Source organism: Gymnodinialimonas sp. JB5-7 (genome assembly GCF_055693405.1).
This window is the reverse complement of sequence record NZ_JBVFUX010000012.1, coordinates 1,273,769-1,288,609: the sequence shown is the minus strand read 5'-3', so window position 1 is coordinate 1,288,609 and position 14,841 is coordinate 1,273,769. Positions and strand designations below refer to the sequence as shown.

At 56.6% G+C, this 14,841-nt stretch carries 17 protein-coding genes and 1 pseudogene; all 18 read left to right on the top strand.

Annotated elements, in window-relative coordinates; genetic code table 11:
- Nucleotides 1-28: 28 nt before the first annotated feature.
- The 18 genes and pseudogenes from ACZ1HK_RS14850 (at nt 29) to ACZ1HK_RS14765 (ending at nt 14,836) form a co-directional block, all read left to right on the top strand.
- Nucleotides 29-646, top strand: a complete 618-nt coding sequence (locus ACZ1HK_RS14850; RefSeq protein ID WP_472629349.1) for a Rieske (2Fe-2S) protein — start codon at nt 29-31, stop codon at nt 644-646.
- Nucleotides 610-1,638, top strand: a complete 1,029-nt coding sequence (locus tag ACZ1HK_RS14845) for an FMN-binding glutamate synthase family protein (RefSeq protein WP_472629348.1) — start codon at nt 610-612, stop codon at nt 1,636-1,638. The genes ACZ1HK_RS14850 and ACZ1HK_RS14845 overlap by 37 nt, the downstream gene beginning before the upstream one ends.
- Complete coding sequence (locus ACZ1HK_RS14840; protein ID WP_472629347.1) at nt 1,635-2,009, top strand: hypothetical protein; 375 nt, start codon at nt 1,635-1,637, stop codon at nt 2,007-2,009. The genes ACZ1HK_RS14845 and ACZ1HK_RS14840 overlap by 4 nt, the downstream gene beginning before the upstream one ends.
- Nucleotides 2,006-2,770, top strand: a complete 765-nt coding sequence (locus ACZ1HK_RS14835) for a ferric reductase-like transmembrane domain-containing protein (RefSeq protein ID WP_472629346.1) — start codon at nt 2,006-2,008, stop codon at nt 2,768-2,770. The genes ACZ1HK_RS14840 and ACZ1HK_RS14835 overlap by 4 nt, the downstream gene beginning before the upstream one ends.
- A complete protein-coding gene (locus ACZ1HK_RS14830) occupies nt 2,748-3,059 on the top strand; it encodes a Rieske (2Fe-2S) protein (RefSeq protein WP_472629345.1) in 312 nt (103 codons plus the stop codon). Before ACZ1HK_RS14835 ends, ACZ1HK_RS14830 begins: the two co-directional genes overlap by 23 nt.
- Nucleotides 3,056-3,823 (top strand): hypothetical protein, encoded by a 768-nt coding sequence (locus tag ACZ1HK_RS14825; protein WP_472629344.1) that lies wholly within the window; start codon nt 3,056-3,058, stop codon nt 3,821-3,823. Before ACZ1HK_RS14830 ends, ACZ1HK_RS14825 begins: the two co-directional genes overlap by 4 nt.
- Nucleotides 3,820-4,098 carry a hypothetical protein gene (locus ACZ1HK_RS14820; protein ID WP_472629343.1) on the top strand — a complete coding sequence of 93 codons (279 nt, stop codon included), beginning with the start codon at nt 3,820-3,822 and terminating at the stop codon, nt 4,096-4,098. The genes ACZ1HK_RS14825 and ACZ1HK_RS14820 overlap by 4 nt, the downstream gene beginning before the upstream one ends.
- Entirely contained in the window at nt 4,091-6,067 is a 1,977-nt protein-coding gene (locus tag ACZ1HK_RS14815; RefSeq protein WP_472629342.1) for a thiamine pyrophosphate-binding protein, read from the top strand. Before ACZ1HK_RS14820 ends, ACZ1HK_RS14815 begins: the two co-directional genes overlap by 8 nt.
- Before the next feature lie 167 nt (nt 6,068-6,234).
- Complete coding sequence (locus tag ACZ1HK_RS14810; RefSeq protein WP_472629341.1) at nt 6,235-8,190, top strand: bifunctional 2',3'-cyclic-nucleotide 2'-phosphodiesterase/3'-nucleotidase; 1,956 nt, start codon at nt 6,235-6,237, stop codon at nt 8,188-8,190.
- A 96-nt stretch (nt 8,191-8,286) separates the two neighbouring features.
- Entirely contained in the window at nt 8,287-8,637 is a 351-nt protein-coding gene (locus ACZ1HK_RS14805; RefSeq protein ID WP_472629340.1) for a Lin0512 family protein, read from the top strand.
- Complete coding sequence (locus ACZ1HK_RS14800) at nt 8,634-8,978, top strand: Lin0512 family protein (RefSeq protein ID WP_472629339.1); 345 nt, start codon at nt 8,634-8,636, stop codon at nt 8,976-8,978. Before ACZ1HK_RS14805 ends, ACZ1HK_RS14800 begins: the two co-directional genes overlap by 4 nt.
- A 66-nt stretch (nt 8,979-9,044) precedes the next feature.
- Nucleotides 9,045-10,214 carry a 4-hydroxybenzoate 3-monooxygenase gene (pobA, locus tag ACZ1HK_RS14795; RefSeq protein ID WP_472629338.1) on the top strand — a complete coding sequence of 390 codons (1,170 nt, stop codon included), beginning with the start codon at nt 9,045-9,047 and terminating at the stop codon, nt 10,212-10,214.
- A gap of 13 nt (nt 10,215-10,227) precedes the next feature.
- The gene (gene pcaC / locus ACZ1HK_RS14790; protein WP_472629337.1) at nt 10,228-10,608 is read left to right on the top strand and encodes a 4-carboxymuconolactone decarboxylase; all 381 of its coding nucleotides are present in this window, start codon (nt 10,228-10,230) and stop codon (nt 10,606-10,608) included.
- Between the two features lie 186 nt (nt 10,609-10,794).
- Complete coding sequence (locus tag ACZ1HK_RS14785; protein WP_472629336.1) at nt 10,795-11,562, top strand: sterol desaturase family protein; 768 nt, start codon at nt 10,795-10,797, stop codon at nt 11,560-11,562.
- Complete coding sequence (locus tag ACZ1HK_RS14780; protein WP_472629335.1) at nt 11,562-11,885, top strand: Crp/Fnr family transcriptional regulator; 324 nt, start codon at nt 11,562-11,564, stop codon at nt 11,883-11,885. Before ACZ1HK_RS14785 ends, ACZ1HK_RS14780 begins: the two co-directional genes overlap by 1 nt.
- Nucleotides 11,879-12,535 carry a GNAT family N-acetyltransferase gene (locus tag ACZ1HK_RS14775; RefSeq protein ID WP_472629334.1) on the top strand — a complete coding sequence of 219 codons (657 nt, stop codon included), beginning with the start codon at nt 11,879-11,881 and terminating at the stop codon, nt 12,533-12,535. Before ACZ1HK_RS14780 ends, ACZ1HK_RS14775 begins: the two co-directional genes overlap by 7 nt.
- Nucleotides 12,536-12,593: 58 nt before the next feature.
- Nucleotides 12,594-13,426 (top strand): annotated as a pseudogene (locus ACZ1HK_RS14770) (flagellar motor protein MotB).
- Nucleotides 13,427-13,516: 90 nt separating this feature from the next.
- Nucleotides 13,517-14,836, top strand: coding sequence for a flagellar hook protein FlgE (locus ACZ1HK_RS14765; RefSeq protein ID WP_472629333.1), 1,320 nt, complete (start codon nt 13,517-13,519; stop codon nt 14,834-14,836).
- Nucleotides 14,837-14,841 lie beyond the last annotated feature (5 nt).

Genomic DNA, 14,841 nt, shown 5'->3' with positions numbered 1-14,841 from the left:
CCCCAGAAAAATCGCCGAGGGACACAGTATGAAGAAAGCAGTCGTCGCGCAGTTGGGCACTTTGCCTGACCGGGACCCGCAATATGCGCTGGTCGCAGAAGTCGATTTGGTTGTGGTGCGTTTTGACGACGAGGTTTCTGTATTCTACGGGCGCTGCCTTCACCGAGGCGCGCTCATGTCCGACGGCTTCGTTCGAGGAAAGAACCTGATCTGTGGGGTGCATGATTGGGATTATCGACTAGACACCGGTGTCTCCGAATACGCCAATGAAGAGAAATTACCGAAATTCACGTCCTGGATCGAGGGCGATGCCGTCGTTGTCGATGAAGAGGAGATCGCCGCGTGGGCCGACGACAACCCGCAACCCTTTAACCGCGATGCCTATCTAGGTCTTTATGCGGACACGTCCCACGGCACGGCAGAAGAACCCCACAACGCACTCATCCAACGCTACGCACGCGATGGGCTGTCCAAGACGGGCCATCATGGCGTCATGGACTCGATGGGGGTGCCGCGAGATGAGCTTCCTAGTTGGGACGATATTCAGCTTCTAACCGCCCAACTTCACAAACCACCCTTCTCGAAGACGACGCAGTCGGTACGGATGTTGTGGTTGGCCCGAACGCACAAAAACCGCTGCGACTGAAGATACCGCTCTTTGTGTCCGACATGTCATTTGGCGCACTTTCCGAACCTGCCAAGATTGCGTTGGCTCAGGGGGCCGAGATGGCAGGCACCGGAATTTGCTCAGGCGAGGGCGGAATGCTGCCCGAAGAACAAGCCGCGAATTCACGTTTCTTCTATGAGCTTGCGTCAGCCCGGTTTGGCTTCGATTGGGACAAACTTGACCACGTTCAGGCCTTTCATTTCAAAGGAGGACAGGGGGCGAAAACCGGCACGGGCGGGCATCTTCCTGGTGCCAAGAACAAAGGCAAGATTGCCGAAGTTCGTGGCATCAAAGAGGGCGAAGACGCCATTTCTCCGGCACGGTTTCCGGAATGGTCGGAACCCGCGCAAATCAAGAACTTCGCTGATGAAGTCCGGGATCGCACAGGCGGAATTCCAATCGGTTACAAATTGAGCGCGCAGCACATCGAAAAGGACATCGACGCGGCTTTGGAGGTCGGCGTCGATTATATCATTCTCGACGGACGTGGCGGCGGAACCGGCGCGGCACCAATCCTATTTCGCGACAATATCAGTGTGCCCACAATCCCGGCATTGGCGCGGGCACGGCGGCATTTGGATCGATTGGAGCGCAGGGACGTGACGCTCGTCATTACAGGTGGCCTGCGCAAACCAGCTGACTTTATCAAGGCAATGGCCCTGGGTGCAGATGCAATTGCTGTATCAAACTCTGCAATGCAAGCCATTGGCTGCCTGGCTATGCGTGCTTGCCACACAAACAATTGCCCCGTGGGCATCGCCACGCAAAAACCCAACCTGGTCAGCCGCATTGTCGTGGAAAAATCCGCGCAGCAGCTTGCGAATTTCTTCAACGCGTCAGTCGAATTGATGCAAGTTATGGCGCGGGCATGCGGGCATTCGCATCTGTTGGACTTCAATTCCAACGACTTGACCACTTGGAAAAGAGACATGGCTGACTTGTCCGGCGTCAACTATGGCGGGATGGCATGACAATCGCGGCCACACTTATCTGGCTGGCCCAAGGGTATTGCATGATCGGTGCGCTCGTCGCGCTGGGATTTCTGACAATTGGCATTGATCGCATCGACGAAGACGCGCGCGGTGCCTACGCCTTCAGACCTTTGCTGGTCCCTGCAATCCTTCTGATCTGGCCGCTTGTGTTGTGGCGCTGGCTGCGCGAGGAAACCGGGCGCGCCAATCATGCAGCAAGGTATAGCCCGCCTCGCACAGCACATGGTCTGGCAGCCATATTCATGGCTGTGTTGATTGTCTTAACGCTTCTGATCGCGTTCAGCATACGGCAGACGTGGCCCGCTGAATTGCATCCAACTCTGCTCTCAGCGCCTGAGGCGAGCGAATGAGCGTCAAGTATACGCCCGTACAATGGAACACGTCGAAATGGGTCTATGATGCCGTGATGTTGGCCGGGATCGCGGTGTTCCTGTGGGTGTTTATCTCCGCAGCACCCGGTGCGCTAAACCATGAATTCCCAGTGAACCCGCCTATCGCGAACGCGCGCGCTTTCGGAGCTTGTGCGTTTGTGATGCTAACCGTGATCCTGTGCATCGGGCCACTCGCCCGCCTCGACCGACGCTTTTTGCCGTTGCTTTACAACCGGCGCCATTTTGGTGTGATGACTTCCGCCGTTGCATTGACCCATGCCTATTTTGTCCTTGGCTGGTACTTCGCGTTCTTCAACGGAGCGGAACGGTGGGAGACCGTGCTTTTTGCCAATACCAGCTACGCTCAGGCATTAGGATTTCCTTTTGAGGCGTTAGGCATCTTCGCCTTGTTGTGCCTTTTGATCCTTGCCGCAACCAGCCATGATTTCTGGCTGAAATTTCTGACGCCACCCGTCTGGAAGGCCATCCATTTTCTGATCTACCCCGCCTACGCCGCGCTCGTCGGCCATCTTGCGCTCGGCGCGTTCCAATCGCGTGGCAACGAAACACTGGCTGTTGTCGCCAGCGCTGGGGCGCTCTTGGTTGCAGGATTGCACATCACCGCCGCATGGAGAGAACGGCGGATCGATGCGCGCGCCATAGGGGGGCTGGGTCAAGGTTGGACAAGCCTCAGAAATTGCCGAAGGACGCGCAATTGTGGCACGTTTGCCCGACGGTAAGCGCGTTGCGGTTTTCCGGCACGAAGGCCAGTTGAGTGCGATCTCGAATGCCTGCGCACACCAAAATGGCCCATTGGGCGAGGGACGGATTATCGACTGTCTTGTTACCTGCCCCTGGCACGGGTTCCAGTATGACGTCCGAACGGGGCGTTCACCTGCGCCGTTCACCGAGAAAGTGCCGACCTATCGGCTTCGTTTGGAGGGCGATGACGTGTTCGTTGACCCAGTGGCACATGAACCCGGCACTCCGGTTGATCCGGTTGCAGCTCCGCAAGAGGTGATGCCATGAGCAATCGCGACGGGCCCTTTTTCGTGGGATATCTGCCGTGTCCACCCGAGTTGAGGCTTTTTCTCCTGGCGGCTTGCCTCGTCCTTTTTGCGGGCGCGGGGGTACTGGGTTATGCCATCGCATCGACCCAGGATGATCCCGGTGAAGGGCGGTTGCGGTTCGACTTTGGGCCGCAAACAGTGATCGGTGTTTTGGAGATGACACCTTCGCCGGTGCTTCATGTGACGCAAGGCACCGACGCCATCCCCGAAGGTCATACACTGATGTTGTCCGGCCAAGGCAAAAACGGCGCGGTTGACCGTGCCCTCGCCTTGGAAGGGCAGTTGGTGCAAGCAACCGGAATTCTTCTGCAACGCGGTGATCTGGATATGTTGCAGTTGAATGGTGGCAACAACTTCCGCGCCGCCGACGATCAGAGTGTTGTGCCGGACATTCCTGCGCCTGAGCCCCTGGGGCGCTGGGAAATCACGGGCGAGATCTGCGACGGCAAGTGCGAGGCGGGTGCCATGCGGCCTGGTCGTGGGATCGCCCATCGCGCTTGCGCAAACCTGTGTCTGCTGGGTGGCGTACCGCCGGTTTTCGTAACCACGCAGCCCATTGAGGGTCAGGATTTTCTTCTGATTGCAGGCGAAGGTGAGGAGACAACTCCACCTGCCCTTTTGGATTATGTTGGGCTCTATGTGACGCTTGAAGGCAATGTGTCACGCCATGGCGATCTTCTTGTTCTGACCGTGGATACTGACACTGTGACGGTGGTCGAATGATCCGCCGCGTTCTGTTTCTTGGCCTAAGCGCTGCGCTTGGTGTGTGGTTCTACTACATCTCGCGGTTCTGGGATCTTCGCCTTTGGGACCGCGAAGGCCTGTTCGGGATTGAGGCTTTGCGCCCACAAGGCGGTTTGCTAGCCCGATGGCTGCGCGGCACCGACCTTGCCCCCTATGAGCTGCTGATTTGGGTCGTCGCGCTTTTCCTTTCACTCACGATCTTGCAGAAAATCTTCGATTTTTTCACACCGACCGAGGAGCCTCACGATGACTGATGAAACACTGGACTGGATCTCGGTTGGTCACGTTGAGGATTTGCCTGAAGGACGTGTGAAAACCGTTACTGCACGCACCACTTCCCTTTGTCTTTCGCATTTCGACGGCCAATGGGCTGCAATGGACAATCGCTGCCCGCACCAAGGTGGCCCATTGGGTGAGGGTACGATCGAAAAGGGCGTAGAAGGCCAATGTTGGATCCGTTGCCCCTGGCACGGCTGGGACTTCGATCCGCTAACGGGTGCCCCTCCGGGTGGACACGAGGACACGGGGCAGAAGACCTATCCTGTTGAAGTGCGGGACGGCGAGGTTTTTGTCGGGCTTGAGGCAGAGCCGCCCCATGAGCGTACCGTGACCGACGCAATGGCCGAAACCATGGTAAATTGGGGCCTCAAGCGCGTCTTCGGGATGGTGGGCCATTCCAACCTTGGATTGGCAGATGCAATCCGGCGACGCGTTGCGGATGGCGAAATGGCCTATGTCGGCATTCGCCACGAAGGGGCGGCCGCCTTCGCAGCATCGGCCTATGGAAAGTTAACCGGCAAGCCTGCCGCCTGCCTCGCGATTGCGGGGCCGGGTGCCACGAACCTGCTGACCGGGTTGTGGGATGCAAAGGTAGATCGTGCCCCGGTTCTGGCGTTGACAGGCCAGGTGCAGACGCAAGTGTTTGGGCCCGGAGCCTTTCAGGACATCGACCTGAAATCAGCCTTTGAGGCGGTCAGCCGCTTTTCGCAACCGGTGCTCCATTCGTCGAACCACACAGAGCTTGTTTCGCTCGCCATGAAAACAGCGCTTGTTGAACGCGACGTGGCAAATTTGATCTTTCCTGACGACGTACAGACCATCCCATCCGATGCCGAGGCCGCAACTCCAGAAGGTCGCATCAGCGGGCCGGTGGTGAAACCGTCGGACACGGACTTGGACGCCGCGCTGGACCTGATCTCAAACTCGAAGCGCCCAATGATCATCATCGGCCATGGCGCCTGGGATGCACGGGACCAGATCATTGCAATGGCCGAAGCGCTTGGCGCGCCTGTTGTCACAACCTTCAAGGGCAAGGGCTTGATCCCCGACAACCACCCGAACGCGGCGGGTGTCCTGGGCCGCTCCGGAACTCCAATTGCAAGTTGGTTCATGAACGAATGCGACCTTCAGATCGTGCTGGGGGCGTCCTTCTCCAACCATACCGGTATCGAAAAGAAGAAACCGACCATACAAGTCGATTTCGAGCGGATGCAGTTGGGTAAGTTCCATCCGGTCACGCTGCCTGTCTGGGGCGAAATCAGCGCCTTCTGCGATGCCATTGCACCGCGTTTGACGCGACCGACAGACGCTGAGGATCAGATCAGCGATCTGGCCGAACGTTGGCGGATGTGGCGTGACGAAAAGAAGAACCGTTTGAAAGAAGAAGGCTCCAAGGGCATCCATTCGGTCGCCATCTTTGACGCGCTTACCAAGCTTGTTCCGGAAGACGCGCTTATCGCGGTTGATGTGGGAAACAACACCTATTCCTTTGGGCGATATTTTGAAACCAAGGGTCAGCGGGTCATGATGTCAGGTTATCTCGGCTCCATCGGGTTCTCGCTTCCGGCCGCAATGGGGGCTTGGGCTGCCACACAGGATTTCGAGGCGTTCCGTGGCCGTAAGGTGATTTCGATTTCCGGAGACGGCGGCTTTGGGCAGTACGCAATGGAGCTGACGACTGCCGTGAAGTACGGGATGGATATCACTCATATCCTTTTGCACAACGATGAGCTTGGGAAGATTTCCAAGGAACAACGCGCTGGCGAGTGGCCAGTGTGGGAGACCTCTTTGGTAAACCCGTCGTTCGCGGCATTCGCGCGACTTTGCGGGGCCCATGGGACAAAGGTCACCGAACGAGATGATCTGGAAAGTGCAGTTGCTGAGGCATTGGCCGTAGATGGGCCTGCATTGGTCGAAGTGATGTCGGACGCAGAGTTGGTCTGAGATCGGCCCGTTTTCGCCGACACAAAACATACAACCTGCGCACGAGGCAAACCGTGATAGGCTCATGAGTCTGGCGTTGGGGATCGCCAGCCACGCTTTCTCTGGCTGACATTCGAACGTCATCGAACCCGGATAAATCCGGTGAACGATCAACACGGGAGACTGTCATGCCATTGCTACTAGATCGCCGCGCCTTTCTGGCCTCAACCGCGGGTTTCATCGCCCTTCACCCTTTCTCGGCCCTGGCGCAGGCTGGACAAGCACATTTGCGTATCATGGAGACCACGGACCTCCATGTTCACATTTTCCCATACGATTATTACGGCGACCGGGAGGTTGATACAGTCGGCCTTGCCCGCACTGCATCGTTGATCAACGATGTCCGCGCTGAATCCACAAACTCGCTTCTGCTCGACAATGGTGACTTCCTCCAAGGCAATCCAATGGGCGACTATATGGCCTATGAGCGGGGCATGTCTGAGGGAGACGCGCATCCCATCGTCACCGCAATGAACGCGGTCGGTTTCGACGGCGCGACCATCGGCAACCACGAGTTCAACTACGGCCTCGATTTCCTCATGAATTCCATGCAGGGTGCGGATTTCCCTGTTGTGCTGGCCAATGTTGCCCGTGAATTGGGCAGCAGCCCAACTGAAGACAGTCTGCTCTTCGATCCCTATGTGATCCTCGACCGCGAGATCACGGATGGCGCCGGTGAGACCCATCCAATTCGCATCGGGATGATCGGCTTTGTTCCCCCTCAGATCATGGTCTGGGATCGCCGCCATCTGGAAGGCAATGTGCAAACCCGCGATATCGTTGAGGCGGCTGAGGCATGGATCCCCCAGATGCGCGAAGAGGGTGCTGATATTATCATCGCGTTGAGCCATTCCGGCATCGGTGGTGCAGAAGCTGTGGACTTGATGGAAAACGCGTCCATCCCGTTGGCCGCTATCGAAGGCGTTGACGCGATCCTGACCGGTCACCATCACCGTGTCTTCCCGGGACCAGACTATGCCGACACGCCCGGCGTCGATGTCGAAGCGGGCACCATTATGGGCACGCCCGCTGCGATGGGCGGTTATTGGGGCAGCCATATGGGATTGATCGACCTGATGCTGGAACGTGATGGATCGGGTTGGCGCGTTATGACCCATGCTTCGGAAGCGCGACCTATTTCACGTCGTGAAGAAGATCGCTCTGTCACGGCGCTTGTGGAAAGCGACGAAACTATTCTTGCGGCTGTGCAAGAAGAACACGACGCGACCCTAGCCTATGTGCGCCGCGCAGTTGGCAGTACGGATGCCCCTCTGCATTCCTATTTCGCGCTGGTGGCTGACGACCCCTCGGTACAGATCGTTTCGAATGCACAGACTTGGTACATCGAGCAGATGATGGAAGGCACCGAACATGAGGGGCTTCCTATTCTGTCCGCAGCAGCGCCTTTCAAGGCCGGAGGGCGTGGGGGACCGGAATATTACACCGATGTTCCCGTAGGCGACGTGGCGATCCGCAACGTGGCCGACCTTTACCTCTATCCAAATACGGTGCGCGCTGTGCGGATCTCCGGGGCCGAGGTGAGAGAGTGGCTGGAGCGAAGTGCAGGCATGTTCAACCAGATCGAACCGGGCGTCGAAGACCAAGTTCTCTTGAACCCAGACTTTCCCTCCTACAATTTCGATGTGATTGACGGAGTGACCTACCGCATCGATTTGAGCCAGCCGTCGCGCTACAACAACGACGGCGAAGTCGTATCTGACACGCATCGGATCGTTGATCTGGCTTATGACGGCGCGCCGATCGAGGACGCGCAAGAATTCATCGTGGCCACCAATAATTATCGAGCCGGCGGCGGTGGCAACTTCCCTGGCGCTTCTCCTGAAACGATCATCTTTGAAGGTCCCGACACCAATCGTGATGTGATTGTCCGATATATCGTTGAGCAGGGCACGGTTAGCCCCTCGGCCGACGCAAACTGGACCTTCGCACCCATGGAAGGGACCACCGTTCTGTTCGACACGGGGCCCGCTGGCACAACCTATGCTGAAGATGTGCCGGGCGTAGTGATCGAGCCCGCGGGCGATGGTCCTGACGGATTTGCACGGTTCAGAATCTCGCTCTGAAGCCAACTTGTATCAATTGCAGCGCCGCCCGGCATGGGCGGCGTTTGTCTGTTGATAAACAATCGGTTAGAGCTGACTTGAAAAGGAGAACCAGGCATGCCCGTAAAACGACTGTTGACAGAATTCGGCATGGGGTCGTCCTTGCGCCGACAGGATTATACAGAAGCCGCCACGCGCGCTGTAAAGGACGCGCTGTGGCACAACTCGATCAATCTGGCTGAGCTTTACGGCAAGGATAAGACTGAGATGCAGATCACAGTCGAAGTTGGCGTCCAAGCGCCGGAGGCCCTTGATAAAGACAAGATCGCCTCAATCTTCCCTTACGGCCAAATCACCGTCGTTCCGCGGAAGGGCGGATTGGACGTCCCGCGTGAGGATGGTGGCAATCCGACCGTTATCGCCAATGTTGCAATTTCGGTCGCACTTGATCTGGAAAGCGAAGCATGACCGACCAACGTTTCATCATCGAAATGGGCATGGGTAATGACCAATATGGTCAGGACTACACCAAGGCCGCTGCGCGCGCGATTGAGGATGCGATCCGGCATTCCGCCATCCCACTGTTCGAGGCCACAGGCGTTTCGCATGATCAAATGCGCGTTCAAGTCACGATTGGCGTTCAGGCCCCGAGCGAGGTGGATTGCGCAAGGCTAAAAGCGAACCTTCCGCGCGGACGGGCCGAGGTTAAGGCCGTCTTCGGAGGGCTGGACGTAACCAACCCGGACACTGGGAAAACCCTGGTTATCGCATCCGCCGCTGTAGAGGCTTTCCTACCCAAGCAGGCCTGACGCGACCCCAAATTCTGTTGCCGTTTCAAGGTGACTCGCTATCGTCCCGTGAAAGGGAGACTAGACGTGCGCACCCAAGTCGCAATCATTGGCGGCGGCCCATCCGGCCTGCTTCTTGCCCAGCTTTTGCATGGCCAGGGCATATCTTCCATCGTGCTTGAGCGTCAGACACGCGATCACGTACTTAGCCGCATTCGCGCAGGCGTTCTGGAACAGGGATTGGTTGGGTTACTGGAAGAAGTAGGCTGCGGCAACCGATTGCACGCCGAAGGATTTACCCATGACGGAACCCTGATCTCCTTCGGTGATGAGATGTTCCGCGTCGACTTTACGGAACATGTGGGCAAGCCAGTTGTTGTCTACGGCCAAACAGAGGTGACCCGCGATCTTTATGCCGCGCGAGACGCCAGCGGTGGTCAAACAATCCACTCTGTCGAGAACGTGGTCATTAAGGGTGCAAATACCGCCTCCCCCACCGTTGTATTTGAAGTGGACGGCGAGGCCAGCATCATCGAATGCGATTTCGTCGCTGGTTGCGACGGCTTTCACGGCGTCAGCCGCAAAACAATCCCTGAGACGGTACGGCGGGACTACGAGAAAGTGTATCCGTTTGGCTGGCTCGGGATATTGTCAGAAACTCCGCCGGTAAATCATGAGTTGATTTACGCCAATTCTCCGCGGGGTTTCGCCCTTTGCTCGATGCGCAACGCCAATCTTAGCCGGTACTATATTCAGTGTGATCTGGACGAATCGCCGGATAATTGGAGCGACGAGGCTTTCTGGCATGAACTGAGATGCCGCATCCCTCCTGATCAGGCATCCGCTCTTGTCACGGGACCATCGGTTGAAAAATCCATTGCGCCGTTGCGATCTTTCGTGACGGAACCCATGCGATGGGGCCGTCTTTTCCTGTGTGGTGACGCGGCCCATATCGTGCCACCGACCGGTGCCAAGGGGCTGAATACAGCTGCCTCAGACGTGAACTACCTGTATCGCGCCTTGGCCGCATTCTACAAAACCGGCTCGGAAACCGGGCTTGATGAGTATTCTGCCAAGGCACTTGCGCGCGTCTGGAAAGCCGAACGATTTTCGTGGTGGTTCACCACCCTGATGCATCGTTTTCCAGGACAATCGGAATTTGATTTGAAGATGCAGGTCGCCGACCTGGAATTCCTGCGCTCAAGCGCGAGCGCGCAAAAGGCCATGGCGGAAAATTACGTCGGCTTGCCTTATTAGGAGGGACGGGAAGATGTCTGAAAAGTTCACGAAAGGCATGGAAGTCCGCCGAGCAGTTCTTGGTGAAGCGCATGTTGATCAAGCCGAAGCGGCGAAAACGGCCTTTGACGAACCGTTCCAAACGCTGATCACCGAAGGCGCCTGGGGCACAGTTTGGGCCGATGATACAATTTCGCAAAGGGACCGTTCGCTTTTGACCTTGGCTCTTCTTGCCGCGTGCGGAAACTTCGATGAGATCCCAATGCATATCCGTGCTACGGCGCAAACGGGTGCGACGCGGGATGAGATCATGCAGGCCTTTTTACATGTGGCCATCTATGCGGGTGTGCCAAAGGCGAACCACGCCATCAAACTGGCGAAGGCCACGTTTTCCGAAATGGACGGCCTGTCCTAGACACAAGCCTTCCAGGTCGTGCTGTCGCAAGCTTCAAACGCCATTTTGGTCGCTTGGAACTGCGGTCACCTTAAACGGCTCAAAGGGCTATGCGCGCCTGCCCACAAAGGCCGTTCGCCAAACAACGAACTTGCACGAATCGGACACTTATTGCCCATTTACGGGTACTTAAGGCGGGGGCAAGAAATGACGGCGTTGGAAGCTGCGGTTCTTTGTTTGGTGGCCGTGATTGGCCATTTGATGGCATTGTTCTGGCTGTGTGTCGAAGAATATGAGGTCGACCTGTCACGGGATCAGATCTACGATCTCGAGATCAAAGATCCACAGGTTCGAAGAGAGCTCAAGAACTCGCTGCACACCCCAATGCACGCCATCCTCTTGTTGGCTGCATTGATGATTGGGCTATTCGAAGAGCGCAGCATGGGCGCTTTCCTGTATACTTTCGTATTCACGGCACTTTGGGCTGAGGTTTGGCACTACGCGTCACATCGCGCGTTCCACCTTCAATCACTGCATTGGATCCATGCAGAGCACCACAAAAGCCGCCTCTCCAGCCCGTTTACGGCGCTTTCGTTTTCGTTCACCGAAAAGCTAGTGTTCGACATTGGAATGATCGGTGGCATGGCACTACTTGGGTTGTTTCTGCCGCTAAATTGGTTCGGCGTGGCCGCCTGGTTCGCGGCCTATCTGATCGTCAATTCTTTCGGCCACGCGAACTACGAAATCCGCGGCGAGACCTTCATGAAATTGAAGGGCACGGTCCTAACATCGACAGTTTACCATGCTCTTCATCACAGCCGCTATACAGGGAACTATGGGTTGGGCACTCGTGTCCTCGACCGGATACTTGGAACAGAATGGCCCGATGTCGAAGCAGTGTACGACCGTGTCGTCTCCGACAAACAGCCACTAGCGGCACTCAGGGATCGAGTTGAGCCAACGGGAGACAGTTGATGGATGCTGCGTTGATGGATGCGTTGGCCAAGGTCGCCAGGCCCGCTGCGTTCGAAGACGGCGAAGCGCTGCGAATGAAGGGGGTTTTCGCCTCCGATATTCTTCTGATCACCGAAGGTGTTGTTGAGTGCATTTTGTCTGAAGACAGCGAAACGCACATCACGGTTGGCGCCGGCGACATTGTAGGAGAGATCGGGTTTCTCACCGGGAAGGGAGCCAATGCGACCCTGAGGGCGATAGGCGCAGTCTCAGCATTATCGATCGACGGTTCTGCATTGGGGCAACTGCAGCGCAATGATCCAAAAATGCGGCCGAGGTGCTGAGGCATCTCGCCCTTCTGATGCGGGATCGCATCGAAGAAAATGAAGACCTGCTCCCAGTGTCAGACCCAAGCGATTCAGGTGCGTTTGATATCCTTCGCTGTTCAACTCTAGACCAACTTCGGACCGCTCAAAAAATTCGGTACGATGTCTACTGTCTTGAATTCGGACGCTCGTCTCCGTACGCCGATGCAGACGAAGGCACAATTATCGATGATCTTGATAAGGCTGGGACCAGCTTTCTTGCTATCCACGATGGCGTCGCAATAGGCACTGTTCGGATCAACCTGGGGCGCGAAAGCGATTTCGGGCCGATGGCCGAGATTTATGGGATCGCCGACAGCCAATTTGATCTTGAAGACGCGTCGATCGTGACAAAGTTTGCGATCCGCGAAGCCTTCCGCGGTGGGAGCGCCTATTTGCGACTTTTCGCGGCTATCGCAGGTTTCGTCCACACAACCGGCGCAAAGTCGATTTTCATCGACTGCAATCCCAAACTTGCGCGCTTCTACGCAACCATGGGGTTTGTGCGCTCAGCACCTGATTTCCTGCATTATGAGAACGGCCTCTCCGTTCCAATGGTTTTGGATTTGCAAGACTATTTCGATCGGATGCCCCTTGAGGACCGCGTTCGCCGAAACCGTTGGCGCTGATTAAACCTCTGTTCACGGCTTTTGGCTAAAACAACCCGCGACTTTCAGGAGTGTCGGGATGGCCGGAAACGAACTGCGCCCTCTAATCATCAAACGCAAGAAGGTATCCGGCGGTGGCGGGCATCATGGCGGCGCATGGAAAGTCGCGTACGCCGATTTTGTGACAGCGATGATGGCCTTTTTCATGTTGATGTGGCTGCTGAACGCGACAACTGAGAACCAGCGCAAGGGATTGGCTGACTACTTCAGCCCAAGCGTCCCGGTGGCTCGTGTATCCGGCGGGGGGATGGCGCGTTCGGCGGTGAAAGCCCTTTTTCCGAAGAAGTTCTCACTCAAAATGGCACCGGAGCCTCAGCCGCGCAGCCCACCGAGGGACGACAAGCGCTTGGCCTTCAAGGAACAGATCACGACGCAGAGCGTGAAGCCGCGGAACTGGCCGAAATCGAAAGCTCCCTGACTGGCGAAGGCGGTGACAGCTTGGTGAGCGACCTGGCCCGTCAACATATCGAAACACGTCTGACGGATGAGGGGCTTCTGATCGAGATTTTCTCGCGCCCAGGACGGCCGCTATTTGATCCTGAGACTGGGTCGCCTCAGCCTTGGCTGACCGATCTAGCGGTCACGATGGCCGACCTTTTCGGAACTGTGAACAACGGTGTTGCTGTTGAGGCGCATATCGCCGCTGAACCGTTGGTACGCGCAAGCGTCAGTGGATGGCAGCGCACGACTGAGCGGGCGCAAACCATGCGGGCACTTCTGGAGGCGGGTGGCCTGAATGCCCTGAGGGTCGCGCGGGTCACAGGCCATTCCGACCGTGAGCCTGTCGTTGAGCCGGCAATTGCACCGCGCAATGACCGACTTGAGATCATCTTGCTGCGCAATTCCTACTGAAAACGCGTCGCATTTTATCTGTTAGGACGGCCTTAAGCCTTCATCGTCCACCTTGGGGCAAATCCCAGATGCAGCAGAAAGGTGCATGTGATGACGATTTCTTCTTCGCTTAACGCGGGAGTTGCTGGCCTATCGGTCAATGCGAGCCGCTTGGCTACCATTGCAGACAACATCGCGAACTCAGGCACCAACGGTTACAAACGTGCGGTCGCCGATTTCCACTCCATGGTCATCGAATCCGGTAGCGGCATTTACTCCGCTGGCGGCGTCCGGGTGACAACACAACGGCTTATTGATCAGCCCGGCGCCCTTGCGACAACCAACAATCCCACAGATCTCGCCGTACGAGGGCGAGGATTTTTGCCTGTGACAACAGGCTCAGCGGTTGGCGTAGAAGGCGCGGGAGACCTCCCGCTGTTTCTTGCAACTACCGGATCTTTTCGTACCGACGCCGAAGGTTATCTTCGTACGTCCACTGGCGTGACCCTAATGGGATGGCCCGCCAATGCAGACGGAACAATCCCTTCATTCCCGCGCGATACCGGTGCGGGGCTAGAGCCTGTTCAGGTCAACGTGAACCAATTCACGTCTGAGCCGACCACGCGCATCTCGATGGGTGTGAACCTGCCGGGGACTGACACTACTTCTGGATCTGCGGGCGACACGCGTCAGCTTTCGATTGAATATTTTGACAATCTCGGCACGTCCCAATCCATAGATGTAGCCTTCACACCGACGGTTCCGCCATCTGGCGATCCGGCCTCGAATACCTGGACGATGGTGCTGAGGGATTCGGCACAAAACGGCGCTATCATTGGCGAGTACACGGTCGAGTTTGACGATAGTCGTACAGGTGGCGGTACAATTCAAAACGTGACCCAAGGCGTGCCACCAGTAGGTGGCGGTTGGAGCTCAACAACAGGCGCTTTCACAGTTGATGTGCTCGGCGGACCAATCGAAATCGACATTGGCGCGCAGGGGACCGGATCTGGTCTGACCCAATTGTCCGACAACTTCGCACCGACAGCCATCTCGAAGGATGGCTCTCCCGTCGGTAATCTCGTTTCAGTCGAAGTTGACGCGAACGGCTTTGTGCACGCGAACTTCGATGTTGGGATCACACGAACCGTTTACCAAATCCCATTGATCGACCTTCCAAACCCCAACGGTTTGATGGCACATGATAATCAACTCTATTCAACTTCAGCGGAAAGTGGGTCGTTCTTCCTTTGGGACGCGGGTGATGGCCCAACCGGTGACGTTGTGTCTTATGCACTCGAAGAATCCGCGACGGATGTGGCGGCCGAGCTTACCCAACTGATCCAAACCCAACGTGCCTATTCCTCAAACGCAAAGATCATCCAAACTGTGGATGAGATGCTGCAGGAAACAACCAATATCATTCGATGATTGAA

Bases quoted from the DNA above. Each gene is read 5' to 3' on its own strand.
- ACZ1HK_RS14850 (WP_472629349.1), top strand. From the start codon at position 29: ATGAAGAAAGCAGTCGTCGCGCAGTTGGGCACTTTGCCTGACCGGGAC.
- ACZ1HK_RS14840 (WP_472629347.1), top strand. From the start codon at position 1,635: ATGACAATCGCGGCCACACTTATCTGGCTGGCCCAAGGGTATTGCATG.
- ACZ1HK_RS14835 (WP_472629346.1), top strand. From the start codon at position 2,006: ATGAGCGTCAAGTATACGCCCGTACAATGGAACACGTCGAAATGGGTC.
- ACZ1HK_RS14825 (WP_472629344.1), top strand. From the start codon at position 3,056: ATGAGCAATCGCGACGGGCCCTTTTTCGTGGGATATCTGCCGTGTCCA.
- ACZ1HK_RS14820 (WP_472629343.1), top strand. From the start codon at position 3,820: ATGATCCGCCGCGTTCTGTTTCTTGGCCTAAGCGCTGCGCTTGGTGTG.
- ACZ1HK_RS14815 (WP_472629342.1), top strand. From the start codon at position 4,091: ATGACTGATGAAACACTGGACTGGATCTCGGTTGGTCACGTTGAGGAT.
- ACZ1HK_RS14810 (WP_472629341.1), top strand. From the start codon at position 6,235: ATGCCATTGCTACTAGATCGCCGCGCCTTTCTGGCCTCAACCGCGGGT.
- ACZ1HK_RS14805 (WP_472629340.1), top strand. From the start codon at position 8,287: ATGCCCGTAAAACGACTGTTGACAGAATTCGGCATGGGGTCGTCCTTG.
- ACZ1HK_RS14800 (WP_472629339.1), top strand. From the start codon at position 8,634: ATGACCGACCAACGTTTCATCATCGAAATGGGCATGGGTAATGACCAA.
- pcaC (WP_472629337.1), top strand. From the start codon at position 10,228: ATGTCTGAAAAGTTCACGAAAGGCATGGAAGTCCGCCGAGCAGTTCTT.
- ACZ1HK_RS14785 (WP_472629336.1), top strand. From the start codon at position 10,795: ATGACGGCGTTGGAAGCTGCGGTTCTTTGTTTGGTGGCCGTGATTGGC.
- ACZ1HK_RS14780 (WP_472629335.1), top strand. From the start codon at position 11,562: ATGGATGCTGCGTTGATGGATGCGTTGGCCAAGGTCGCCAGGCCCGCT.
- ACZ1HK_RS14765 (WP_472629333.1), top strand. From the start codon at position 13,517: ATGACGATTTCTTCTTCGCTTAACGCGGGAGTTGCTGGCCTATCGGTC.